Genomic DNA, 25598 nt, shown 5'->3' with positions numbered 1-25598 from the left:
TATGATTACTGGGGTTTTTTTATGTTTGGCATACCCAATGGGCACTGTTCTGTGACGAGACTTAATGTTATTGGACTATTCATTTCTTTTTTTAAACTTCCCATATAACAATCTACTGAATCAGTAAAAAGGTGGAATAAACAACCAACAGCAATGGCTTTAAGCTTCCATGATGGCATGAATAATAATACGACATAGACAACCGCAGCCCAAAAGGAATGGAGTGGGTGGAAACCAATGCCACAGCGCTCTGGGTCGAAAATCGGATCAGCTAGCAGATGATCTAAGTCGATAGCCATCGTGGCAATCATAATCAGGGCCGCTAGTTTCCAATTTTTTCGCCAAAATAGGTAACCAAAGGCAATTGGCATTAGGAAGTGAAAGCCGTAGTGTATGAAGTTACGGAAAATATCAAATAGCAAAATGATGTCTCAAAATAGAATAGAAACAGACAAAAACAATAAGAGGGAAATCAATTTCCCTCTTAAGCTAATGTATATCAATAGATTAAAGCTCTTGTTCAAATAACGCTAGAATCGCTTCATACAGTTCTTTTGTGGTGAAATTATTTGCCGGTGTTGAGAAGATAGTATCATCACCAGCAATACTACCTAAAATTCCTTCTGCTTTGCCTAATGAATCTAACAAACGTGCAATAAGCTGTGCAGCTCCAGGGCTAGTTCTGATCACGACAACAGAAGGGTTATAGTCTATATCCAAAACCAAGTTTTTGAGTGGACTGGTAGCGGTAGGGACACCAGGCTCTGTAGGCAGGCAATATACCATTTCCATTTTTGCATTACGGGTGCGAACTGCACCAAATTTGGTAAGCATTCTGGAAATTTTTGATTGGTTAATATTTTCGAAGCCTTCTTCTTGCAAAGCTGTGACGATCTCAGCTTGCGAGCTAAATTTTTCTTCTTTAAGTAGGGCTTTAAAAGCCTTAACCAAGTCTTCTTGTTTAGACGGAGTGCGCATAATTAACCCATTCTTTTGCATTGAACCAAGTTGTATTATCCGTAAAAGTGCATTTTTATGCAACAAAATTGCGTTATGATGATTTTATAACCAGTGAATAACTTAAAGTTAGATAAGCTTGTTTCGAGCTGATAGTCAGAAGTATTTATTTATCGTAAATTGTGGGAATGAAAAATTAGCATAATAGAACAATGAATTTTTCAGATGTCTGCTGTAAATTTATTGTTAATAAAAATATTTTTGATTGAATAATATACACTAAAAACAACTTATTGTGCGAAATGCAATACCCTGAAAAACTATTTGTTAAAAAAGTGCCCGTTATCTCATTAACAGATAAGGAATTTGTTTAGAATACTGGCAATTAATGAACAAGTTCTCTTGCGTTAAACTCTCTCTCTATCTGTTAACAAATTGTTTTTTATACGTAATGTGTTAAGTGTATAACAAATAAAGTGATATCTTTTTAAAGTACAAATTAAGGAGTTTCAGAATGAAAGTTGCAGTCCTAGGTGCAGCAGGTGGTATCGGTCAGGCTCTCGCCCTTCTTCTCAAAAACCAGCTCCCAGCAGGTTCAGAACTCTCCCTCTACGACATCGCACCAGTTACTCCTGGTGTTGCTGCTGACCTAAGCCATATCCCAACTGATGTTAAAGTGACAGGCTTTGCCGGCGAAGATGCAAAACCTGCATTGAAAGGTGCTGACATTGTTCTTATTTCTGCGGGTGTTGCACGTAAACCAGGTATGGATCGTTCTGACTTATTTAACATCAATGCGGGTATCGTCCGTAATCTGATCCAACAAATTGCTGAAACCTGCCCTAAAGCATTGATTGGTATTATCACTAACCCAGTGAATACCACCGTTGCTATCGCTGCGGAAGTCCTGAAAAAAGCAGGAGTATACGATAAAAACCGTTTATTCGGTGTGACGACGTTAGATATCATTCGTTCTAATACGTTTGTTGCTGAGCTGAAAGGCAAAAATGTTAATGACCTTGAAGTGCCTGTGATTGGCGGCCACTCAGGTGTGACTATTCTGCCATTGTTATCTCAAATTGAAGGTGTTAGCTTCACTGATGAGGAAGTTGCCGCGTTAACCAAACGTATTCAAAACGCAGGCACAGAAGTCGTTGAAGCGAAAGCCGGTGGCGGGTCTGCAACTTTATCTATGGGCCAAGCAGCTGCACGTTTAGGTTTATCTTTAATTCGTGGTCTCCAAGGCGAAAGCAATGTGGTTGAATGTGTTTACACCGAAGGTGATGGTGAACACGCTCGCTTCTTCGCACAACCAGTTGTTTTAGGCAAAAACGGTATCGAAAAGCACTTACCAATCGGTAAATTAAGCGCATTTGAAGAGAAAGCGCTGAAAGACATGCTAGATGTATTAAAAGCAGATATCGAATTAGGTGAAAAATTCATTAATGGCTAATGCCAATTAATTTTTCCTAATAGTGAATGTGAAGGGTTGAGTTTCGTTTAGAACTCAACCTTTTTTTATATGCTTGTTATCAAAAAATAATGCCGTGAATAAATTGATTGATTATTCACGGCGTTATAATTATATCAATTCAATTTTTAATCTTCTGCTGGTGTTTTTACTCTGACTTTTCTTTCTAATAAATCCCCTGTAATTGGGTCATAATAACGACTTGGCCAAATTTCAGCGGGGTGGATCGCTAAGAAATTGGCAATAATCCATTCCCCTTTAGGCCAAGGGCGTGATAGTGCATTTGCTAACGTTGAAGAGCTTAGTCCTGCCTCGCGCGAAATTGCGGCAAGAGTTGTCCCACGCTTACGTAAAGCTGCAATGATATCTGCAGGGTGCCAGTCCGACTTCCGTAAAATCATTTTTTAGTCCTTTTTTCACTTAGAATCATGTAGAGTTAGTGGTACGAGTAACCGAAAATTATGATACATTCAGTACATCCGTTTAGTTATTGGAAATAAAATAACAGAAATTTCCCAAAATAATTTCTGATTTTTTCTTAAAAATTCATTTTATGAAACTACCGTGGTTTTTATGAAATTAAATAGAAAGTCAGAATGAATAACTGTGAATTAGGATAACACTTTGATGTTAAAACTAACTCTTTCTAGTTAGGGATAGAAATGGCATATTTAATGCTACTTTTTACTCGTACTCTTAATATATCTAGATTAGTTAATAAAATTAGTTAAATTATTAGAGAGTAAATTATTTAATTATCTGTTATTAAAAGAAATTAGAATGCTAATAACAAATATAATTTGTATATTATTATTTATAGGCATAAATAAAACGAATGAGTTAATGAGGTTTTGAGAAAATATAGATAGTTTTTAACAACTGAAAATTAAATTGTCATCATGACTAGGAGGGTCAGCATGTACAAGGAATGGCTAACGGCAAAAGAGTTGCTTGGGTTACAAGGGCTTCCCATGACAACTCAAGGTATTAATGCAATGGCAAGGCGTGAAAACTGGGTAAGCCGTAAAAGGCGAGGTATTCAAGGCAAAGCGTTGGAGTACCATATTAGTTCTTTACCTATCGATATTTTTGAGGGGCAGTTTGCTAACGAAACTTCATCTCCTTATCAAGTAAAACGAAATGATAATGCCTTTATTTGGCAGGAAGCTTATAACCAGCTTTCTAATGATGAACGAGACACTATCCTGACATTTATTATGCGTGAAGGCACATTAGCACTAATTGATTTAATTAATAATAAATAATTTACAATTACTTAAGGTGTAAATAATTAATATATAAAAATAATATTATATTGAATTTAAAAAATTTTTTAACAGATGACATTTTAGTAAAGCTGCAACAGCAGGTTTCATAATATAAGTGTGAAGTGAAAAATGAAAAAATTGTGGTTCACTGCCAAAGAATTAGCTGGGTTAGAAGGACTCCCGACATCACCCCAGGGAATTAACCTAATGGCAAGACGAGAAGGCTGGAAAAACCGCCGTAAAAGAGGGGTGCAAGGTAAGGCTGTTGAGTATTATTATGAAAGCTTACCGGGAGAAATCCAAGGGCAACTTAGCCTGCATGAGCCTTCGGTAACTTACCAAAGTCAAAGAACAGATGCATTACAGATCTGGTCAGAAGCGTATTATCAATTGACAGAGTCTGAGCGCAATAAAATAGTGAAGTATATCCTGCGTTATGGTTTGTCGTCACTGCTTGCGCAAATCGATGAAGAAGACAAAGGGGAAAAATAGCGTTTCCCCTTTTCTTGACCTGTTTTGCCTTTTCTAGTGACTAAGAATGGCGTTGGATTGCGATATAAGCTAAGCCGATCAATGCATCTTTATAAATTGAATCTTCAATTACATTTAAGGCATCAATCGCTTTTTGTGCTTCTTCTTGGGCTCTTGCATAAGTATATTCAAGGGAACCACAGCGTTTCATAGTTGCAAGAACAGTATCTAACAGATGACGTCCATTGCCTTGTTCAATCGCTTGGCGGATCAATGCTGACTCTTCTTCATTACCATTTTGCATCGCGTGAAGTAGGGGAAGTGTAGGCTTACCTTCATCTAAATCATCCCCCGTATTTTTCCCCAGCTGAGCATTGTCTGCATCATAATCGAGTAGATCGTCAATTAACTGAAAAGCTGTCCCAATATAACGACCATAATCTTGTAGTGCTTTTTCTTGCTCTGGTGTCGCATTGGCTAAAATCGCAGATGCATGGGCTGCTGCTTCAAAAAGACGTGCGGTTTTACTGTAGATCACTTGCATATAGTTTTCTTCAGTAATGTTAGGATCGTTGCAGTTCATCAATTGCAAAACCTCCCCTTCAGCGATCACATTCGTCGCTTCAGACATCAGTTTTAGCACCCGCATTGAATCGAGATCCGTCATCATCTGGAATGATCGAGTGTAAATAAAATCACCAACTAAGACACTCGCTGCATTACCAAAAACAGCATTTGCAGTTTGCTTTCCGCGACGCATATCGGACTCATCAACGACGTCATCATGCAGCAAAGTTGCTGTATGAATGAACTCGATCAATGCAGCAACTTGGGTATGTTTATGACCCGAGTAACCTAAGGATCGACCAGCAAGCACTGCGATCATAGGCCGGATCCTTTTACCGCCACCACTGACGATGTAATAACCAAGCTGGTTAATTAGCGCAACATCTGAATTCAATTGACTGAGGATGGCTTCGTTTACCGCTGACATATCCTCAGTTGTCAGTTCAATAATAGATTCTAAATTCATCTTAATTTATTCATATTATTAGTTTTTGGTTCATTCCCGAAATAAAAAGTTGGGAGACCGATAGAACAGTTATCTTTCTAGCATAACATTATTAATTATAAGATTATCAGGTGTGATGCAAAAAATGTTTAAATAAGTAACAATTGAGTGAATAGGCACTAAATCAACGTTCAAAAACGGTTATTGAGAAAAAAGTCGTATTTTTTGTCATCTAACCGCATTATTGGCTTGTGTTCTGCTGCTTTTTTGCGTAGAATTCGCGCCCTATTGTGAATATTTTATAGCGTGCTCTGGAATTGAAATATTTAGCGGGTACGCGGAAAGCGGAGTTAATATGTACGCGGTTTTCCAAAGTGGTGGTAAACAACACCGAGTTAGCGAAGGTCAAACTGTCCGCCTAGAAAAGCTGGACATCGCAACAGGTGAAACTGTTGAATTTGATCAAGTTCTGATGGTTGCTAATGGCGATGAGATCCAAATCGGCGCTCCTGTCGTTGAAGGCGTTAAAGTGAAAGCGGAAGTGGTTGCACACGGTCGTGGCGAAAAAGTTAAAATCGTCAAATTCCGTCGTCGTAAACATAGCCGTAAACAACAGGGTCATCGTCAGTGGTTCACTGATGTTAAGATCACTGTCATCGCTTAAGATTTAGGAGAGCAGATTAATGGCACACAAAAAGGCTGGTGGTTCGACTCGTAACGGTCGTGACTCAGAAGCAAAACGTTTAGGTGTTAAACGTTTTGGTGGTGAAGCTGTATTAGCAGGTAGCATCATCGTTCGTCAACGTGGTACTAAGTTCCACGCAGGTAACAACGTAGGTTGTGGCCGTGACCACACTCTGTTCGCATTAGCGGACGGTAAAGTTAAATTTGAAGTTAAAGGTCCAAACAATCGTAAATTTATCAGCATCGAAGCTGAATAAGTTTTCTGACCTTTAATTCAGAATTAAAGCCCTGCAAAAACCTTTTGCGGGGCTTTTTATATTCAGATATTTGATCTTTAATGAACTACACACGTATTAAAGATGCACCATCTCTGAGTAGAACAGCCATCCAGCGTTATGCGGCTCAGAAGCGGAGAGAGAATTATGAAATTTGTAGATGAAGCCAAAATATTGGTCGTGGCAGGAGATGGTGGCAATGGTTGTGTCAGCTTCCGCCGTGAAAAATACATCCCTAAAGGGGGACCGGACGGTGGTGACGGTGGCGATGGTGGGGACGTTTACTTACAAGCAGACGAAAACCTCAACACGCTAATCGACTATCGTTTTGAAAAATCCTTTCGTGCAGAGCGCGGCCAGAATGGCCAAAGCCGTGAATGTACAGGTAAACGTGGTCAAGACATCACTGTAAAAGTACCCGTAGGAACGCGTGTACGCGATTTAGGGACCAACGAAGTACTTTGTGATATGACTCGTCATGATCAACGTCATATGGTCGCTAAAGGCGGCTTCCATGGGCTTGGAAATACCCGTTTTAAATCTTCAGTGAATCGTGCTCCACGTCAACGTACCATGGGGACAAAAGGGGAAACTCGCGAAATACTGTTAGAACTGATGCTGTTAGCAGATGTCGGTATGCTTGGTATGCCGAATGCAGGTAAATCTACCTTTATTCGTTCAGTGTCAGCAGCAAAACCAAAAGTTGCTGATTATCCATTTACCACTTTAGTCCCAAGCTTGGGTGTCGTGCGTATGGATAACGAACAAAGCTTTGTGGTTGCGGATATTCCAGGGTTGATCGAAGGCGCAGCGGAAGGTGCAGGCCTTGGGATCCAATTCCTGAAACACTTAGAACGTTGTCGTGTCTTACTTCACTTGATTGATATTTGCCCTATTGATGAGTCTGATCCTGTTGAAAATGCGAAGATCATCATCAGTGAGTTAGAAAAATACAGTGAAAAGCTGGCAGCAAAACCACGTTGGTTAGTCTTCAATAAGATTGATATCTTAGGTGAAGAGGAATCAGCACAGCGCGCAGCAGAAATTGCCAAAGCGATGGGCTGGGAAGATAAATTCTATATGATTTCAGCAGTTAACCACGAAGGTGTGAAAGCACTGTGTTGGGATATCATGGAATTTATGAATACTCAACCGCGTGATATGGCAACGACTGAAGATACACAGCAACCTGAAAAAGTTGAATTCATGTGGGATGATTATCACAAAGAACAACTTTCTGGTACTGAAGATTTTGATGATGACTGGGATGACGATTGGGATGAAGATGACGACGAAGGTGTCGAAATTATTTATCAAAAATAGTTTATCTTAGAAATGTAAAAAGGCGCGAAAGCGCCTTTGAGGTTGTTGACAAAGTGGGATAAAAGCGTGGTTTTTCCCACTTTGTGTTATCAGCCGAAAATCAATAAATTGATTTTCCTAGTTTATTTTCAAAACCTATTCGACTTGCCGCCAAACATAATATGTTTGTCAGCAGTCTGAAAGGCGCGAAAGCGCCTTTTTACTGTCTAAATCGCGTATGATCAGTTTTTCTGATACAGATCTTTATACAAACGGCTTTCAAATCGCACTAATGGTACTCGACGAGTACGTTGCTGGCTCTGTGGTACCGCATAAGCGGAGATAAATTGCACAAAAGCCACACGTTGACCACTGGCGGTTGTGATAAAACCAGCGAGATTATAAACCCCTTGTAACGCTCCCGTTTTAGCGGAAACTTTTCCATTTACACCTGCCTCATCAAAACCACCACGGTAACGCAAAGTGCCATCATGGCCGGCAAGTGGAAGCATAGAAATAAAATCGAGTTGTTGATCATTTTTAGCGATAAACTGCAAGATCTCCATCATGGTTGCTGGGGTGATTAAATTATGGCGAGATAATCCCGATCCATCTACCATCACGGTATTGCCAAGGTCGATCCCCGCTTTTTGCTTCAGTACTTGTCTTACCGCATCGGATCCTGAACGCCAAGTTCCCGGAACACCATAATATTCACGCCCAATGGTACGAAAAACGGTATCCGCTATCATATTATCGGATTTTTTGAGCATCACTTTTAACAAGTCATGTAGCGGCTTAGATTCGGTTTTGACTAATACTTGTGATTGAGCCGCAGGAAATGTACGTTTTTTCACATGGCCAGTCAGTTCAATTCCTGCTGTAGTTAGTTCATTTTTGACAATCGCTCCGGAGTAACTCGCTCCATTTTGTACCGCAAAGGCAAGTGGCAAGGGCTCGCTGCGTTGAGTTAAACAACCTGTTAGGGTGTAGCGGTTCAGTTCACCAGGAACGACATCAAGTTCGCAATAGCGCGCTTCAGGGGAACCTTTAGCTAATGTTTTGACTTCGCTGAACATATTGACAGGGTAAAAACTAGCCGCCTTAATGAATGCAAAATCTCCTGTTTTTTCAGCAGGGTAAAGAGAAACTGAAAAACAGTTACGGTCAATGATAGCCGCAGCGGGTGGCGCACTAAAGCATTGGGTCATATCATTCCAAACCCATCCCGGTGCTTTGTCATGGCTAGTAAAAGCAGAAATATCAACGACGAGATCGCCGTCAACTTTATGGATCCCAAGCTGCTTTAATACATTCGCCATATTGCGAATTTGTTGGCGGGTTAATGTCGGGTCACCACTGAAGCGGATCACTAAATCACCCGTCAGTGTGTTGTTGCTAAGTTTTGCATCAGTCTCAAAATTGGTGACAAAACGGTAATCTGGCCCCAGTTGCAATAGGGCAGCAAGAGCGGTCACAACCTTTTGTGTACTTGCAGGTAATGCCATTTGCTGTGCATTATAATCAATTAATGGGGTGCTACTTCCCACTTTTTGCGCGACCAGAGCAAGGTTAGTGCCATCAGGTAAATATTGTTTGTATTCATCAATAGGAATCGCAAAAACTTGCGTACTAGCTAAGGTAATTCCTAAAGAGATTATCCATTTTCTGGTTAAAGTTAATAATGACATATATTTCACGCATTAGGGTGGACATATAATACATACTAAAGTGTAATGCCCAAGAAAGTAAACGGTGACCCGTTATTAAGTCTCAGTTAAAATAGCGTACATTATGATAAGATAAATGAGTACATAAGTCTGATTGCGTTTTTTTACTAGAACACCCCCGGTTTTACGCAGGTGTTCGGTGTACTGTTGTTACAAAATCAGGAAGATACTTGTTTTTAGATAGGATTGAACCGAGGTATTTATTAATGAAACAGATCCCGATGACGGTACTTGGTGCGGATAAGCTAAGAGAAGAGCTAGAATTCCTTAAATCTGTCCGTCGCCCAGAAATTATTGCATCTATTGCAGAAGCGCGTGAGCACGGTGACTTAAAAGAAAATGCAGAATATCATGCAGCACGTGAGCAACAAGGTTTCTGTGAGGGCCGTATTCAAGAAATCGAAGGGAAACTTTCTCACGCTCAAGTGATCGATGTAACTAAAATGGTCAATAACGGTCGTGTTATCTTTGGCGCGACTGTGACAGTATTGAATGTTGATACTGACGAAGAGCTAACGTATCGTATTGTTGGTGATGATGAAGCAGATATTAAGATCAATCTGATTTCTGTGAACTCACCGATAGCACGCGGTTTAGTGGGTAAAGAAGTTGATGATGCGGTCTCGATTAAAACCCCAGGTGGTGATGTCGAGTTCGAAATTCTTAAAGTTGAGTATATCTGATTCCTATTTCCCTGAATTGGTTATATTATTTCCCTGATTTAAAGAAAAAGGCCGCAGGCGGCCTTTTTCATCATATAAAACATGCTTTCAATGGCATTTTTATATAAATGATGGGGGATTATTTAGGTAAAATGATTTTGCGGTCTGCCGAAGGACGGTAGATAACAAGAATTTTACCAATAATTTGTACATTTACTGCACCAGTTTCGCGAACAATCGCATCAGCGATCAAATTTTTAGTATCACGGTCTTCGCCTGCGATCTTGACTTTGATAAGCTCATGATGTGCTAATGAGAGTTCAATCTCAGCCAAAACACCTTCGGTTAAACCATTGTTGCCGATCATAACAACAGGGTTTAAATGGTGAGCGAGACTTTTTAGGTGCTGAATTTGTTTTTTATTAAGATTCATTGATTTTTTGCTTGGTTAGTATTGAAAATGGCTTATTCTACCGCCATCTGATATCTATCACCATCAATTATATCTTTTTGATGGTAAAGAAGCAGCAAGTTAGGTGAAGTTCTTTTAGTATAGTTGGAAAGCACAATGGCCAATAAAAAACGTTCGGCAAGCTCAAGTCGCTGGTTGCAAGAGCATTTTAGTGATAAATATGTTCAGCAAGCACAAAAAAAAGGGCTACGCTCACGTGCATGGTTTAAGCTGGAAGAAATCCAGCAAGGTGATAAAATTTTTAAACCAGGTATGACCGTTGTTGATTTAGGAGCAGCCCCTGGTGGTTGGTCGCAATACGTTGTTAGCCAAATAGGTCATAATGGGCGGGTTATTGCTTGTGACTTATTGCCGATGGACCCAATCGTTGGCGTTGATTTCCTGCAAGGGGATTTTCGCGATGAAGCCGTTCTCGCCGCTTTGTTAGAACGCGTTGGCGACAAAAAAGTACAGGTGGTCATGTCTGACATGGCTCCAAATATGAGTGGGACACCAGCGGTTGATATTCCTCGCTCTATGTATCTAGTTGAATTAGCTTTGGATATGTGCCGTGCTGTATTGGCGCCTGGGGGGAGTTTCATTGTTAAAGTGTTTCAGGGAGAAGGCTTTGACGATTACCTTAGGGATATCCGCTCCCTGTTTACGAAAGTAAAAGTTCGTAAACCCGAATCTTCGCGCGCACGGTCACGTGAAGTATACATTGTAGCGACAGGGCTAAAACTGTAGTACCCTGAGCGTTATTTGTTAACACAGTTGTAATATGAGGTTAATCCCTTGAGTGACATGGCGAAAAACCTGATTCTCTGGTTAGTCATCGCAGTTGTTCTGATGTCCTTGTTCCAGAGTTTTGGCCCAAGCGATTCGAATAGTCGCAGAGTTGATTATTCTACGTTTATCAATGAGTTAGCCCAGGATCAGGTACGTGAAGTTCGTATCACAGGTCGTGAATTGAACGTCAGAAAGGCTGATAATAGCCGCTATACAACTTATCTTCCTATGCAGGATGAGAAGCTGTTAGACACTTTGCTAAATAAGCATGTGACGGTTGTTGGTGAACCACCAGAAGAACCTAGCTTACTGACATCTATTTTTATTTCCTGGTTCCCAATGCTTCTGTTGATTGGTGTCTGGATTTTCTTCATGCGCCAGATGCAAGGCGGTGGCGGCAAGGGGGCAATGTCATTTGGCAAAAGTAAAGCCCGCATGCTGACAGAAGATCAGATCAAAACAACATTTGCAGACGTTGCTGGGTGTGATGAAGCCAAAGAAGAAGTGGGCGAAATCGTAGAGTTTCTACGTGAACCTGCTCGTTTCCAAAAACTTGGCGGTAAAATTCCAAAAGGCGTCCTGATGGTAGGGCCTCCAGGAACAGGTAAAACATTACTGGCAAAAGCTATCGCTGGTGAGGCAAAAGTTCCATTCTTCACCATTTCCGGTTCTGACTTTGTGGAAATGTTTGTGGGGGTGGGTGCTTCTCGTGTTCGTGACATGTTCGAACAAGCGAAAAAAGCAGCGCCTTGTATCATCTTTATCGATGAGATCGATGCGGTAGGTCGTCAACGTGGTGCGGGTCTTGGTGGTGGTCACGATGAGCGTGAACAAACACTGAACCAAATGCTAGTTGAGATGGACGGTTTCGAAGGTAATGAGGGGATCATTGTTATCGCAGCAACTAACCGTGCTGACGTACTTGACCCTGCTTTATTACGTCCAGGTCGTTTTGACCGTCAGGTAGTCGTTGGCTTACCAGATGTTCGTGGCCGTGAACAAATTCTGAAAGTACATATGCGTCGTGTTCCTATCGACCCAAGCGTAGATACTTTCATTCTTGCACGTGCAACACCTGGGTTTTCAGGTGCTGAACTCGCAAACTTAGTGAACGAAGCCGCATTGTTTGCTGCTCGCGCGAATAAGCGTGTTGTTTCTATGGTTGAGTTTGAAAAAGCGCGTGACAAGATTTGGATGGGTGCAGAGCGTCGTTCTCTGATGATGACTGAAGAGCAAAAAGAATCAACGGCTTACCATGAAGGTGGTCATATGATTATCGGTCATTTAATGCCAGAACATGACCCTGTCCACAAAGTCACGATCGTTCCGCGTGGGCAAGCGTTAGGTGTTGCTTTCTTCTTACCAGAAGGTGATGAAGTCAGTCGTAGCCGCTTGAAGCTCGAAGGTATGATTGCAACGGCATATGCAGGTCGTATTGCAGAAGAACTGATTTATGGTCGCGATAAAGTCACAACGGGTGCTTCTTCCGACATTCAGTTTGCGACGAATACGGCGCGTAACATGGTGACTCAGTGGGGCTTCTCTGACCGCTTAGGCCCAATGCAGTATTCGAAAGAAGAAGGCCCAGCGTTCTTAGGTCGCTCTTCAGGTAATGGTTCAGGAATTTCTGATGAAACAGCACGTATTGTTGATGAAGAAATTAAAAAAATTCTGGACCACTGTTATCAATTGGCATACAAAACATTGGAAGACAATATTGATATTCTGCATGCGACTAAAGATGCATTATTAAAATATGAAACCATTGATATGCCACAGATTGATGACCTGATGAACCGCCGTCCAGTGCGTGAGCCAGCAGGTTGGGATGAAGACAAAAAAGTGAGTAATGTCACTGGTTCGTTCGGTACAGGTGCGCCAAAAGCGGAACCTACAGCGGAAAAACCACAGTCTGAAGAACCAGATAACACAAATAATAGTAATAATGCTGATGAATCAAACCCATCAGATAATAACGACAGCAAACCACAATAAGCGGTCGTGAAATAAAATATTAAGACCCCAGTTCGCTGGGGTTTTTTTCGTTAAGGAAAAATAACAATGCAAATCAAAGCGAGAGGCAGTGTCCTTGACTTATCCACACCTAAGGTGATGGGGATTTTGAATGTCACTCCTGATTCCTTTTCAGATGGTGGCACTCATAATCGTTATCATGATGCGCTTGAACATGTGGCAAAAATGGTGCAACACGGTGCGACTATCATTGATATTGGTGGCGAATCTACCCGTCCAGGGGCTGCCGAAGTTTCTGTGAATGAGGAACTTGATAGGGTTATTCCTGTTGTTGAAGCAATAGCCCAGCGTTTTGATGTATGGATTTCAGTCGATACCTCTAAAGCCCAAGTTATGGCGGAAGCAGCAAACGCAGGTATGCATATCATCAATGATATTCGTTCTCTCCATGAGCCAGATGCATTAGACGTCGCCGCGAAAACAGGTTTACCCGTTTGCATTATGCATATGCAAGGCCAGCCAAGAACGATGCAAGAAGCGCCAAATTATGAAAATGTGGTGCGTGAGGTAAAAGACTATCTTGATGCTGAAATCACCCGGTGTGTGAGCGCAGGGATAGAGAGGCAACAAATTATCCTTGATCCAGGCTTTGGTTTTGGTAAGAACTTGTCGCATAATTACCAGTTATTGGCAAACTTAGAACAATTTCATAATTTCGGACTACCGCTATTGGCAGGGATGTCACGTAAATCTATGATTGGACAATTATTGAATGTTCCACCACAAGAACGCCTCGCAGGCAGCCTAACTTGTGCAGTGATTGCTGCGATGCAAGGGGCACACATCATTCGAGTTCATGATGTCAAAGAAACCGTGCAAGCGATGCAAGTGGTACAGATGACTCTGTCAGAAAAGGAAAAATAAGCGTATGAGCGACCGTAAATATTTTGGTACTGATGGTATTCGTGGCAAAGTGGGTGATAGCCCAATTACCCCTGATTTTGTTTTAAAATTAGGCTGGGCGGCAGGGAAAGTCCTCGCTCGTCATGGTTCACGTAAAATTATTATTGGTAAAGATACGCGTATTTCTGGCTATATGTTGGAATCTTCATTAGAAGCGGGCTTAGCAGCGGCAGGTTTATCCGCATCTTTCACAGGTCCAATGCCAACCCCAGCGGTTGCTTATTTAACACGTACTTTCCGCGCAGAAGCGGGAATTGTCATTTCAGCGTCTCATAACCCATATTATGATAATGGGATTAAATTCTTCTCAATTGATGGGACTAAGCTGCCTGATGAAGTCGAAGAAGCCATTGAAGCTGAAATGGAAAAGCCGATCACCTGCGTTGAGTCAGCTGAATTAGGTCGTGCAAACCGTATTGTAGATGCTGCCGGCCGTTATATTGAATTTTGTAAAGGTACGTTCCCGAACGAACAAAGCCTTGCAAGTTTAAAAATTGTCATTGATTGTGCTAATGGGGCTACTTACCACATCGCACCAAATGTGTTCCGTGAGTTAGGGGCAGAAGTCATCACTATCGGTTGCGATCCTAACGGAATCAATATCAACGAAGAGTGTGGCGCTACAGACGTTCGCCAGTTACAACAAAAAGTTTTGGAAGAAAAAGCACATGTCGGTTTAGCATTTGATGGTGATGGTGACCGCATTATTATGGTCGATCACCTCGGTGAAAAAGTTGATGGTGACCAAATTCTCTTCATTATTGCTCGTGAAGCGCTACGCCAAGGCCAGTTAAAAGGTGGGGTAGTGGGAACATTAATGAGTAATATGGGGTTAGAAATCGCCCTAAAACAGCTAGGAATTCCTTTTGAGCGTGCAAAAGTAGGCGACCGCTATGTTCTCGAAAAATTACAGGAAAAAGGTTGGCGCATGGGGGCTGAAAACTCAGGCCACGTGATTTTATTAGATAAAACGACCACTGGTGATGGGATTGTTGCAGGCTTGCAGGTATTAAGCGCTATGGTACGTAACCATATGAGCCTACATGACTTATGCAGTGGTATGAAATTATTACCACAAGTGCTAGTTAACGTACGTTTCAAAGGCCAACACGACCCATTACAAAGTGATGCAGTCGTTGCAGCGAACGAAGAAGTTGAAAAACAATTGGCAGGAAAAGGCCGCGTATTACTGAGAAAATCAGGAACAGAGCCGTTAATCCGTGTCATGGTTGAAGGTGAAAATGAAGCTGATGTGACTGCAATGGCAAACTATATTGCGGATGCTGTAAAAGCAGCGGGCTAAGTTGTTATTGGTGAAGCTGAGCGATATTTTGATGATTTGTTGTTTTTTTCTGCAAATAATCAAATGGAATTAAAATAGACTTGCTTGTCGGCTCAGCTTTGGTTAGTATTCGCACCTGCTCAATCCCGTAAGAGTATTCTTTCACGGTCGAAATGAGTAGGTGTGCAGTGATAAAGGTCATAGCATTAGGCTATGCACCGCAACTGAATAGGTAACTCAAATGTATGTAGCTCTTTTAATTATTTTCTTGCTAGCGGCTATCGGGCTTATTGGTCTGATTATGTTACAGCAAGGTAAAGGTGCTGACATGGGAGCTTCATTCGGTGCGGGCGCTTCTGCAACACTGTTTGGTTCATCGGGCTCAGGTAACTTCATGACCCGTATGACTGGAATCTTGGCTGCTGTGTTTTTCATCATCAGTTTGATACTTGGCAATATGACTGCTAACAAGTACGGAACTGGTAGTGGTAGTAAGTGGGAAAACATTAGTGAACCTACAAAAGTCGAGCAACCAACAGACGTTCCGGCAGCACCAGCTACACCAACGAGCGATATCCCTCGTTAAGTGTGAAAGATTCCGAATGAAGGCAACTAATGCCATCATTAAGTAGTAAGCTCAGCGATGAGCAAGAAGTTAAAATTTGAGGTTATTGATTGAATATTGATAACCTCGCCTCAGTGCCGAGGTGGTGAAATTGGTATACACGCTACCTTGAGGTGGTAGTGCCTACAAAACGGGCGTACGGGTTCAAGTCCCGTCCTCGGCACCATTATTTAAGATGCTTGTGATTTACAGGTTATCTGTGTAGAATATGACACGCTTTCGAACGCGGGATGGAGCAGCTTGGTAGCTCGTCGGGCTCATAACCCGAAGGTCGTCGGTTCAAATCCGGCTCCCGCAACCATTTCTTATTCAACATACCTTGTCAGTATCGTGGTCTATAGTAGTTATCCGGTGTAGTAATCAAGTGCAGTTATCTAACAGCTCTCAAAATTTCTCATCGATTTCTCTAGATTTTACAGGTATAATAAGAATATGGTGAACCCGTGCACTACAGGGTCCAGTTGCATAAAGCCCCGAATTTCGGGGTTTTTTGTTATTTGACAATCGAATTAACTGGGCTTTTATAGCCCTTTTTTTATGTCTGGGGGTGGGCTTGTCCACATTAGAACAGAAATTAACAGAGATGATCTCAGCACCTGTGGAGGCGCTAGGCTTTGAATTTGTAGGCTTAGAGTTTGTCCGTGGCCGTACATCAACACTGCGTGTCTTCATTGATAGTGAAGAAGGCATCACTGTTGATGATTGTGCTGATGTCAGCCATCAGGTCAGTGCAGTATTGGACGTTGAAGATCCAATCTCTGTCATTTATAACCTGGAAATATCGTCACCAGGGCTTGAACGTCCATTATTCACCATTGCGCATTATGAGCGTTTTATGGGGGAAGAGGTGGCATTGACTTTGCGTATAGCAATGCAGAACCGCCGTAAGTGGCAAGGAATTATTAAGGCCATAGACGGTGAAATGATTACGGTTACTGTAGATGGTAAGGATGAGGTGTTCGCCCTCGGCAACATCCAGAAAGCTAACTTGGTACCCCACTTTTAATAAAGTTCAATGAGGCAACTAGGATGAATAAAGAAATTCTGGCTGTTGTAGAAGCGGTTTCTAACGAAAAATCCCTCCCTCGTGAAAAAATCTTCGAGGCTCTGGAAACTGCATTAGCGACGGCGACTAAAAAGAAATACGAGCAAGAAATTGATGTTCGTGTGGAAATTGACCGTAAATCAGGTGATTTCGACACGTTCCGTCGTTGGTTAATTGTGGAAGAAGTCACAATGCCAACGCGTGAAATTACGTTGGAAGCGGCTCAGTATGAAGACCCAGCGCTCCAGCTTGGAGAGTACGTCGAAGATCAAATTGAATCTGTTGTATTCGACCGTATTACTACCCAAACAGCTAAACAAGTTATCGTACAGAAAGTGCGCGAAGCAGAACGTGCGATGGTTGTTGACCAATTCCGTGAGCAACAAGGTGAAATTATCACTGCTCAGGTGAAAAAAGTTAATCGTGAAAATATCACGTTAGATTTAGGCAATAACGCGGAAGCCGTTATTCTGCGTGAAGATATGTTGCCACGTGAAAACTTCCGTCCAGGTGACCGTATCCGCGGAGTCCTGTATGATGTTCGTCCTGAAGCACGCGGCGCGCAACTTTTTGTTACGCGTTCTCGCCCTGAAATGCTGATTGAATTATTCCGCATTGAAGTGCCAGAAATCGGCGAAGAAATTATTGAAATCAAAGCCGCTGCTCGTGACCCAGGCTCTCGTGCAAAAATCGCAGTTAAAACTAATGACAAGCGTATCGACCCAGTTGGTGCTTGTGTTGGTATGCGTGGTGCACGTGTTCAAGCCGTTTCTAGTGAATTAGGCGGCGAAAGAATTGATATTGTGTTATGGGATGATAACCCAGCTCAATTCGTTATTAATGCAATGGCTCCGGCTGATGTTGCATCTATCGTAGTCGATGAAGACAAATGTACGATGGATGTTGCCGTAGAAAGTAGTAATTTGGCACAAGCCATTGGACGTAACGGTCAAAACGTTCGTCTGGCAGCTCAGTTACTGAAAAAACACCGTGGTGATGACAAATGGGAATTAAATGTCATGACCGCAGAAGAGCTTAATGCAAAACATCAGGCAGAAGCACATGCTTCTATTGATACATTCACCAAGCATCTTGATATTGATGAAGAGTTTGCCACTGCACTTGTTGAAGAAGGCTTCTCGACGTTAGAAGAACTGGCTTACGTGCCTATTAATGAACTTCTGGAAATTGATGGTCTTGACGAAGAGACTGTTGAAGTTCTACGTGAAAGAGCGAAAGCGGCCCTCACCACAATAGAATTGGCTCAAAAAGAGAGCCTAGGTGATAATCAGCCAGCAGAAGATTTATTGAATCTTGAAGGTATGGATCGTACTCTTGCCTATAATTTGGCTACTCGTGGAATCTGTACACTGGAAGATCTTGCTGAGCAGGGCATCGACGACCTGATTGATATTGAAGGTCTGGATGATGAGAAAGCAGGTACGCTCATCATGGCCGCACGTAATATTTGCTGGTTCGGTAACGATGCGTAAACACTGTAGCAGGAAGGAACGGCATGACAGAAACTGTAAAAACATTGGCAACGGAAATTCAAACCACAGTTGATCGCCTGGTACAGCAATTTGCTGAAGCAGGGATCAAAAAAGGTGAGAATGACTCTGTTAGCCAGTCAGAAAAAGAAGCTTTACTGAGCCATTTAAACCGTGAACAAGGCGGGGTAGCGGGTCAGCCAAGCAAATTGACACTACAGCGCAAAACTCGTAGTACGCTGAGTGTCCCCGTCACCGGTGGCAAAAGTAAATCGGTAAATGTCGAAGTCCGCAAAAAACGCACTTATGTGAACCGTGATGCTGAAGAAGCAAAAGCGGAAGAGCAGGCGCAGCGTGAAGCGGAAGAGCAGGCACAGCGCGAAGCTGAAGAACTGGCACAACGTCAAGCAGAAGCAAAACGATTAGCAGAAGAAACAGCTAAACGTGAAGCGGAAGAAAAGGCAAAACGTGAAGCCGAAGAGAAAGCAAAACGTGAAGCAGCAGATAAAGCTACGCGCGAAGCAGCGGAAAGAGAAAAAGTGAAACCAAGCGAAAATCAACAAAAACCAGGCAAAGCTGTAGAAAGTAATGCCGACAAACAACGCCGTGAAGCTGAAGCTGCGGAGCTAAAACGTAAAGCTGAAGAAGAAACTCAGCGCAAAGTTGAAGCAGAAGCACGTCGCGTAGCTGAAGAAGCACGCAAAATGGCAGAAGAAAACGGTGAAAAGTGGACTGCTGAAACGAAAACTGAAGAAGACAGCGATTATCACACAACAACTTCAACGCACGCTCGTGCAGCTGAAGATGAAAGTGATGAGAAAGAAGAAGGCCGTCGTTCACGTAATCGTACTGCAAAAGCACCTCGCCAGAAGAAAGGTAATAAACTTTCTGAAAAAGCAGATCGCGAAGAAGAACGTGCCGCAGGCCGTTCGGGTCGCAGCAAAGGTAAGCAACGTAAAGGTAGTTCTTTACAACAAAGCTTTACTAAACCAGCAGTTGCGGTTAACCGTGATGTTGTGATTGGTGAAACAATCACTGTTGGTGAACTTGCTAATAAAATGGCAGTAAAAGGTTCTCAAGTCATCAAAACGATGATGAAGATGGGCGCAATGGCGACTATCAACCAAGTGATTGACCAAGAAACTGCACAGTTAGTTGCAGAAGAAATGGGTCACAAAGTTATTCTGCGTCGTGAAAACGAATTAGAAGAAGCGGTAATGAATGACCGTGATACAGGTTCTGCACTTCAAGAGCCACGTGCGCCAGTTGTGACCATTATGGGTCACGTTGACCATGGTAAAACCTCTCTACTTGACTACATTCGCTCAACGAAAGTGGCATCAGGTGAAGCGGGTGGTATTACTCAGCACATTGGTGCTTACCACGTACAAACTGATAAGGGTATGATTACCTTCTTAGATACCCCAGGTCACGCCGCGTTTACTTCAATGCGTGCTCGTGGTGCTCAGGCAACGGATATCGTTGTTCTGGTTGTTGCTGCAGACGATGGTGTTATGCCACAAACAATTGAAGCTATTCAGCATGCGAAAGCAGCGGGTGTACCAATTGTTGTTGCAGTAAACAAAATTGATAAACCAGAAGCTGATCCAGACCGCGTTAGAAATGAGCTGTCTCAGTACGGTGTTATTTCTGAAGACTGGGGTGGTGATACTCAGTTCATCAGTGTTTCTGCTAAGAAAGGTACCGGTATTGACGAGTTGCTCGATGCTATCTTGCTGCAAGCTGAAGTTTTAGAACTGAAAGCGGTATATGCAGGCATGGCAAGTGGTGTCGTTGTTGAGTCGTACTTAGACAAAGGTCGTGGCCCAGTTGCAACAATCTTAGTTCAAGAAGGTACACTGAACAAAGGCGATATCGTCCTGTGTGGTTTCGAATATGGCCGTATTCGTGCAATGCGTAACGAATTAGGTAAAGAAGTTCAGTCTGCAGGCCCTTCAATGCCTGTTGAGATCTTAGGCTTATCTAACGTACCTTCAGCGGGTGATGAAGCTACCGTTGTACGTGACGAGAAAAAAGCACGTGAAGTTGCCTTGTATCGTCAAGGTAAATTCCGTGATGTTAAATTAGCTCGCCAGCAGAAATCTAAACTGGAAAACATGTTTGCTAACATGGAAGAAGGTAAAGTGTCTGAGCTGAACATCGTTCTGAAAACCGACGTACAAGGTACTTGTGAAGCAATTACCGACTCTCTAATGAAGCTGTCGACTGATGAAGTTAAAATTAAAATCATCGGTTCTGGTGTAGGTGGTATCACTGAAACTGACGCAACATTAGCTGCGGCATCGAATGCTATCATCTTAGGCTTCAACGTACGTGCAGATGCTTCTGCTCGTCGCGTGATTGAAAGTGAAAGTGTTGACTTACGCTACTACTCTGTTATCTATAGCTTAATTGATGAAATTAAACAAGCTATGAGCGGTATGTTAGCGCCTGAGTACAAACAGCAAATTATTGGACTTGCAGAAGTTCGCGATGTATTTAAATCACCGAAATTCGGCGCGGTTGCTGGTTGTATGGTCACTGAAGGCACCATCAAACGTAATAACCCAATCCGCGTATTACGTGATAACGTGGTTATTTATGAAGGTGAGCTAGAGTCACTACGTCGCTTTAAAGATGACGTCAATGAAGTTCGTAACGGTATGGAATGTGGTATCGGCGTTAAGAACTACAACGATGTTCGTGTAGGCGATATGATTGAAGTTTTCGAAATTATTGAAGTTAAACGTTCTATTGACGGTTAATTTTGTGAGTACCCACGAAATGTCGTGGTGAGAAAACAGTATGAATGAGGGGGCGCTTGCCCCCTTTATTGTCAGGAGATATAACGATGGCAAAAGAATTCAGTCGTGCACAACGCGTTGCGCAAGAGATGCAAAAAGAAATTGCGATCATCTTACAACGTGAGATCAAAGACCCACGTATTGGTATGGCTACCGTTTCAGGTGTCGAGTTATCTCGCGATCTCGCATACGGTAAAGTCTTTGTGACCTTCTTCAATATCGCTAACGATAAAAGCGAAGAAGAAATGGTTGCAGATGGCATTAAAGCATTAAATGAAGCATCAGGCTTTATACGTTCATTAATTGGAAAAGCAATGCGTTTACGTATTATTCCTGAGTTAACATTTGAATATGACAACTCTCTTGTTGACGGTATGCGGATGTCTAATTTAGTGTCAAATGTGATCCGCGATGATGAAAAACGTCGTGCGGATGTTAGTGATAAAGAGGAAAAATAATGGGGCGTCGTCGTAGCGGCCGTAATATTGACGGCGTAGTGCTGCTGGATAAACCCACGGACATTTCTTCAAATGATGCGCTGCAAAAAGTGCGGCGCTTTTTTAATGCCAATAAAGCTGGGCACACGGGGGCACTTGACCCTCTCGCAACAGGTATGTTGCCTGTTTGTCTCGGCGAAGCGACGAAATTTTCCCAGTTTTTACTCGATTCAGATAAACGTTATCGCGTGATTGCACGTCTTGGGCAACGTACTGATACGTCAGATTCACATGGCGAAATTATTAGTGAGCGTAACGTAGAGTTTACACAGCAGCAACTAGATGATGCTTTAGAATTTTTCCGCGGTGATACATTACAAGTTCCTTCAATGTATTCAGCGTTGAAACACCAAGGTCGTCCGTTGTATGAATATGCGCGTAAAGGGATTACAGTTGAGCGTGAAGCTCGCCCAATTACAGTGTATGAATTGCAGTTTATTCGTTTAGAAAATAATGAATTAGAACTGGAGGTACACTGTTCTAAAGGAACCTATATTCGTACAATTATCGATGATTTAGGTGAGATGTTAGGCTGTGGTGCGCATGTGATTTACCTGCGTCGAGTGCAAGTGGCTAATTACCCTTATGAGCGAATGGTAACATTAGAACAATTAGCTGCTTTACGGGCAAAAGTAGATGCGGGTGAAGGTTCTTTTGAGTCATTACTCGACTCTCTATTGTTGCCAATGGATACGGCAGTCGTTCATTTTCCAGCTGTAAATATTACAGAGGAAACAGCGGCTTATTTTAAGCAGGGTCAACCTGTGCGAGCCGCAGTCCAAGGCCTTGAAGAAGGTTGTATGGTCCGAGTCACTTGTGGCGCAGAGCATCGGTTTATCGGTATTGCTCTGGTGAGTGAAGATGGCCGTATAGCACCGAAGCGTTTGGTTGTGGAAAATGAACAGTCCGTGTAGTGGCGCTTATTGCTTTGCTGCCTTAAGCAGCGTAGAATAGCGGCGCTTAATCTTGAGATGCTAAATTAGAGATTGGCTCTCATCACTTACATTAATCATTTTGGAGTTTATTATGTCTCTAAGTAATGAAGCGAAAGCTAAAATCGTTGCTGAGTTCGGCCGCGGTGAAAATGACACTGGTTCAAGCGAAGTTCAAATCGCTCTGCTGACAGCACAAATCAACCACCTGCAAAGTCACTTTGCAGAGCACAAAAAAGATCACCACAGCCGTCGTGGTCTGTTGCGTATGGTTGCTCAGCGTCGTCGCTTACAAGCTTACTTGAAAGGTAAAGATATCGCGCGTTACACTGCTCTTATCGAGCGTTTAGGTCTGCGCCGCTAATCTTACTCTAGATAATTTGAGTTGCAGCTAGGCGACAAATGAGTGAGTTACTAGGTACATACATGAGTATGTGGCTAGTACGAGTGAATGTAGTCAACAACGTTGCAACTTGAAGTATGACGAGTAGAGTCAGTTTCAGAGAAAAGGGGCCAGAGGCCCCTTTTCTTCTAAAAGTTATTTTGAAAGTTGAAGTAATACTCGAATTATACTTAACTTAAATGCTAAGCTATAAATCGTAGTGAGTTGTTTTTATTAATGCCTCTTCGCTACATCCGATTCGCGCGGCTAATGAGAGAATTGATCACTAGAACATCAGTATTCTCATTAGTCGCGAGGCTGTAGTAGGAAGAGTAAACCAATGCTCCCTGAGAATCTCAGGGAGCCTTACAAAAAGGGTAATATAGTGTTAAATCCTATTGTTCGTAAATTCCAATACGGTCAACATACTGTTTCGATTGAAACCGGTATGATCGCACGCCAAGCATCTGCTGCTGTTATGGTTAACATGGATGACACTGCAGTATTCGTGACTGCAGTTGCACAGAAAAAAGTGAAAGAAGGTCAAGATTTCTTCCCTTTAACTGTTAACTATCAAGAACGTACATATGCAGCGGGCCGCATCCCTGGAAGTTTCTTCCGTCGTGAAGGTCGTCCTGGTGAAGGCGAAACGTTAATCGCACGTCTGATCGACCGTCCTCTACGCCCTCTGTTCCCAGAAGGTTTTTATAACGAAATTCAAATCATTGCGACCGTTGTATCTGTTAACCCACAAGTTAACCCAGATATCGTTGCGATGATTGGTGCATCAGCGGTATTAGCGCTGTCAGGTGTTCCATTCAATGGCCCAATCGGTGCTGCACGTGTTGGTTTTATCAATGACCAATATGTTCTGAATCCTACAGCAGACGAACTGAAAAACAGCCGTTTGGATTTAGTGGTTGCAGGTACTGATAACGCGGTATTAATGGTTGAATCTGAAGCTGATTTGTTGAGCGAAGAGCAAATGTTAGGTGCAGTGGTATTTGGCCACGATCAACAACAAGTTGTTATTCAGAATATCAATGAATTAGTGAAAGAAGCGGGTAAAGAGAAATGGGATTGGCAGCCAGAGCCAGTTAACCAAGCTCTTCATGACCGTGTTGCACAATTAGCTGAAAGCCGTATGGGCGATGCTTACCGCATCACTGAGAAACAAGAGCGCTATGCGCAGGTTGACTTAATCAAAGAAGAAGTCACTGCAGTATTAGTTGCTGAAGACGAAAACGTTGATGTTTCTGAAGTTGCAGATATTTTAGCAAGCTTAGAAAAACAAGTTGTTCGTAGCCGTGTTATCCGTGGTGAGCCACGTATCGATGGCCGCGAAAAAGATATGGTTCGTGCACTGGACGTTCGTACGGGTGTTCTGCCACGTACTCACGGTTCTGCGTTGTTTACTCGTGGTGAAACTCAAGCACTGGTAACTGCAACGTTAGGTACAGAGCGTGATGCACAGGTTATCGACCAATTAATGGGCGAATATACTGACCGTTTCTTATTCCATTACAACTTCCCTCCATACTCTGTCGGTGAAACTGGCATGGTGGGTTCACCAAAACGTCGTGAAATCGGTCACGGCCGTTTAGCGAAACGCGGTGTGTTAGCTGTGATGCCTGACCACGCAGATTTCCCATACACTGTACGTGTTGTGTCTGAAATCACTGAATCCAATGGTTCATCATCAATGGCATCAGTTTGCGGTGCGTCATTAGCACTGATGGATGCTGGTGTGCCAATTAAAGCCGCTGTTGCAGGTATTGCAATGGGGCTGGTAAAAGAAGGCGAAGATTTCGTTGTTCTGTCTGATATCTTAGGTGACGAAGACCACTTAGGTGATATGGACTTTAAAGTGGCTGGTAGCCGTGAAGGTATCAGTGCACTGCAAATGGACATCAAAATTGAAGGGATCACGCGTGAAATTATGCAAGTTGCCTTAAACCAAGCAAAAGGTGCGCGTTTGCACATTCTTGGTACGATGGAACAAGCAATCAATGGTCCACGTGAAGAAATCTCTGAATTTGCTCCACGTATTTACACTATCCGTATCAATCCAGACAAAATCAAAGATGTCATCGGTAAAGGTGGTTCTGTGATCCGTGCGTTAACGGAAGAAACAGGCACGACTATCGAGATCGAAGATGACGGTACTGTGAAAATTGCAGCAACTGATGGTATTAAAGCGAAAGAAGCAATTCGTCGTATTGAAGATATCACAGCAGAAGTTGAAGTTGGCCGCATTTACCCAGGTAAAGTAACCCGTATTGTCGACTTTGGTGCATTTGTTGCGATTGGCGGCGGTAAAGAAGGTCTGGTTCATATTTCTCAAATCGCGGACAAACGTGTTGAGAAAGTGACTGATTACCTACAAATGGGTCAAGAAGTTCCTGTTAAGGTATTGGAAATCGACCGTCAGGGCCGTATCCGTCTTAGCATGAAAGAAGCGGTAGTAACTGAAGAAGCAAGTGCACAACCGCAGGACTCAGCAGAGTAAGCTGACTTAACAGCGCTCTATTA

At 42.6% G+C, this 25598-nt stretch carries 25 protein-coding genes and 2 tRNA genes; 21 read left to right on the top strand and 6 right to left on the bottom strand.

Features of this window, described 5'->3' with window-relative positions:
- Positions 1–5: 5 nt before the first annotated feature.
- Together M1F26_RS17730 and argR are read right to left on the bottom strand one after the other, a co-directional pair.
- Entirely contained in the window at positions 6–422 is a 417-nt protein-coding gene (locus M1F26_RS17730) for a DUF6122 family protein (protein ID WP_036958784.1), read from the bottom strand.
- A gap of 85 nt (positions 423–507) precedes the next feature.
- Positions 508–978, bottom strand: coding sequence for a transcriptional regulator ArgR (argR, locus tag M1F26_RS17725; RefSeq protein ID WP_004907450.1), 471 nt, complete (start codon positions 976–978; stop codon positions 508–510).
- Between the two features lie 493 nt (positions 979–1471).
- On the opposite strand from argR, the gene mdh reads away from it, so the two are divergent.
- A complete protein-coding gene (mdh, locus tag M1F26_RS17720; protein ID WP_004905937.1) occupies positions 1472–2410 on the top strand; it encodes a malate dehydrogenase in 939 nt (312 codons plus the stop codon).
- Positions 2411–2556: 146 nt separating this feature from the next.
- Here mdh and M1F26_RS17715 read toward each other — a convergent pair whose 3' ends face one another.
- A complete protein-coding gene (locus M1F26_RS17715; protein ID WP_004905930.1) occupies positions 2557–2829 on the bottom strand; it encodes a helix-turn-helix domain-containing protein in 273 nt (90 codons plus the stop codon).
- A gap of 516 nt (positions 2830–3345) precedes the next feature.
- Here M1F26_RS17715 and M1F26_RS17710 point away from each other — a divergent pair.
- Both M1F26_RS17710 and M1F26_RS17705 read left to right on the top strand, forming a co-directional pair.
- Positions 3346–3693: a DNA-binding protein gene (locus tag M1F26_RS17710; protein ID WP_004905929.1), complete on the top strand. Its 348-nt coding sequence runs from the start codon at positions 3346–3348 to the stop codon at positions 3691–3693.
- 132 nt (positions 3694–3825) lie between these two features.
- Positions 3826–4188, top strand: a complete 363-nt coding sequence (locus M1F26_RS17705) for a DNA-binding protein (protein WP_004905928.1) — start codon at positions 3826–3828, stop codon at positions 4186–4188.
- 40 nt (positions 4189–4228) lie between these two features.
- On the opposite strand, the gene ispB is transcribed toward M1F26_RS17705, so the two are convergent.
- Complete coding sequence (gene ispB, locus M1F26_RS17700) at positions 4229–5200, bottom strand: octaprenyl diphosphate synthase (RefSeq protein ID WP_096864332.1); 972 nt, start codon at positions 5198–5200, stop codon at positions 4229–4231.
- 334 nt (positions 5201–5534) lie between these two features.
- Here ispB and rplU point away from each other — a divergent pair, with 334 nt between their 5' ends.
- The 3 genes from rplU (at position 5535) to cgtA (ending at position 7461) form a co-directional block, all read left to right on the top strand.
- Positions 5535–5843, top strand: coding sequence for a 50S ribosomal protein L21 (gene rplU / locus M1F26_RS17695; RefSeq protein ID WP_004905925.1), 309 nt, complete (start codon positions 5535–5537; stop codon positions 5841–5843).
- A 19-nt stretch (positions 5844–5862) separates the two neighbouring features.
- On the top strand, positions 5863–6120 hold the full coding sequence (gene rpmA, locus M1F26_RS17690; protein WP_004905922.1) for a 50S ribosomal protein L27: 258 nt from the start codon (positions 5863–5865) through the stop codon (positions 6118–6120).
- Positions 6121–6285: 165 nt separating this feature from the next.
- Positions 6286–7461 (top strand): Obg family GTPase CgtA, encoded by a 1176-nt coding sequence (cgtA, locus tag M1F26_RS17685; RefSeq protein WP_036958779.1) that lies wholly within the window; start codon positions 6286–6288, stop codon positions 7459–7461.
- A gap of 221 nt (positions 7462–7682) precedes the next feature.
- On the opposite strand, the gene dacB is transcribed toward cgtA, so the two are convergent.
- Positions 7683–9131, bottom strand: coding sequence for a serine-type D-Ala-D-Ala carboxypeptidase (gene dacB / locus M1F26_RS17680; RefSeq protein WP_140171827.1), 1449 nt, complete (start codon positions 9129–9131; stop codon positions 7683–7685).
- Positions 9132–9376: 245 nt separating this feature from the next.
- On the opposite strand from dacB, the gene greA reads away from it, so the two are divergent.
- Entirely contained in the window at positions 9377–9853 is a 477-nt protein-coding gene (greA, locus tag M1F26_RS17675; protein ID WP_004905916.1) for a transcription elongation factor GreA, read from the top strand.
- Positions 9854–9971: 118 nt separating this feature from the next.
- Here greA and yhbY read toward each other — a convergent pair whose 3' ends face one another.
- Positions 9972–10265: a ribosome assembly RNA-binding protein YhbY gene (yhbY, locus tag M1F26_RS17670; protein ID WP_004905914.1), complete on the bottom strand. Its 294-nt coding sequence runs from the start codon at positions 10263–10265 to the stop codon at positions 9972–9974.
- A gap of 135 nt (positions 10266–10400) precedes the next feature.
- Between yhbY and rlmE the strand changes: the two genes are divergently transcribed.
- The 14 genes from rlmE (at position 10401) to pnp (ending at position 25575) form a co-directional block, all read left to right on the top strand.
- Positions 10401–11030 carry a 23S rRNA (uridine(2552)-2'-O)-methyltransferase RlmE gene (rlmE, locus tag M1F26_RS17665; protein WP_004905912.1) on the top strand — a complete coding sequence of 210 codons (630 nt, stop codon included), beginning with the start codon at positions 10401–10403 and terminating at the stop codon, positions 11028–11030.
- Positions 11031–11087: 57 nt separating this feature from the next.
- Positions 11088–13067, top strand: a complete 1980-nt coding sequence (gene ftsH, locus M1F26_RS17660) for an ATP-dependent zinc metalloprotease FtsH (protein WP_094961652.1) — start codon at positions 11088–11090, stop codon at positions 13065–13067.
- A gap of 66 nt (positions 13068–13133) precedes the next feature.
- A complete protein-coding gene (gene folP / locus M1F26_RS17655) occupies positions 13134–13970 on the top strand; it encodes a dihydropteroate synthase (RefSeq protein ID WP_140171826.1) in 837 nt (278 codons plus the stop codon).
- A gap of 4 nt (positions 13971–13974) precedes the next feature.
- Positions 13975–15312, top strand: a complete 1338-nt coding sequence (glmM, locus tag M1F26_RS17650) for a phosphoglucosamine mutase (protein WP_004907470.1) — start codon at positions 13975–13977, stop codon at positions 15310–15312.
- A 220-nt stretch (positions 15313–15532) separates the two neighbouring features.
- The gene (gene secG, locus M1F26_RS17645; protein WP_004905902.1) at positions 15533–15877 is read left to right on the top strand and encodes a preprotein translocase subunit SecG; all 345 of its coding nucleotides are present in this window, start codon (positions 15533–15535) and stop codon (positions 15875–15877) included.
- A 115-nt stretch (positions 15878–15992) separates the two neighbouring features.
- Positions 15993–16082, top strand: a tRNA-Leu gene (locus M1F26_RS17640).
- A gap of 58 nt (positions 16083–16140) precedes the next feature.
- Positions 16141–16217, top strand: a tRNA-Met gene (locus M1F26_RS17635).
- Between the two features lie 252 nt (positions 16218–16469).
- Entirely contained in the window at positions 16470–16922 is a 453-nt protein-coding gene (rimP, locus tag M1F26_RS17630; protein ID WP_036958775.1) for a ribosome maturation factor RimP, read from the top strand.
- Positions 16923–16945: 23 nt separating this feature from the next.
- On the top strand, positions 16946–18454 hold the full coding sequence (gene nusA / locus M1F26_RS17625; RefSeq protein ID WP_004905898.1) for a transcription termination factor NusA: 1509 nt from the start codon (positions 16946–16948) through the stop codon (positions 18452–18454).
- A 23-nt stretch (positions 18455–18477) separates the two neighbouring features.
- Positions 18478–21216, top strand: coding sequence for a translation initiation factor IF-2 (gene infB / locus M1F26_RS17620; RefSeq protein ID WP_094961650.1), 2739 nt, complete (start codon positions 18478–18480; stop codon positions 21214–21216).
- Positions 21217–21302: 86 nt separating this feature from the next.
- Complete coding sequence (gene rbfA / locus M1F26_RS17615) at positions 21303–21713, top strand: 30S ribosome-binding factor RbfA (RefSeq protein WP_004905894.1); 411 nt, start codon at positions 21303–21305, stop codon at positions 21711–21713.
- Positions 21713–22666, top strand: a complete 954-nt coding sequence (truB, locus tag M1F26_RS17610; RefSeq protein ID WP_140171825.1) for a tRNA pseudouridine(55) synthase TruB — start codon at positions 21713–21715, stop codon at positions 22664–22666. Before rbfA ends, truB begins: the two co-directional genes overlap by 1 nt.
- A 112-nt stretch (positions 22667–22778) precedes the next feature.
- On the top strand, positions 22779–23048 hold the full coding sequence (gene rpsO, locus M1F26_RS17605; protein ID WP_004905890.1) for a 30S ribosomal protein S15: 270 nt from the start codon (positions 22779–22781) through the stop codon (positions 23046–23048).
- 403 nt (positions 23049–23451) lie between these two features.
- Positions 23452–25575 carry a polyribonucleotide nucleotidyltransferase gene (pnp, locus tag M1F26_RS17600; protein WP_140171824.1) on the top strand — a complete coding sequence of 708 codons (2124 nt, stop codon included), beginning with the start codon at positions 23452–23454 and terminating at the stop codon, positions 25573–25575.
- Positions 25576–25598 lie beyond the last annotated feature (23 nt).

It is taken from the genome of Providencia sp. PROV048, assembly GCF_033688165.1.
Taxonomy (GTDB): domain Bacteria; phylum Pseudomonadota; class Gammaproteobacteria; order Enterobacterales; family Enterobacteriaceae; genus Providencia; species Providencia hangzhouensis.
This window is presented reverse-complemented; position numbering and strand designations above follow the sequence as displayed.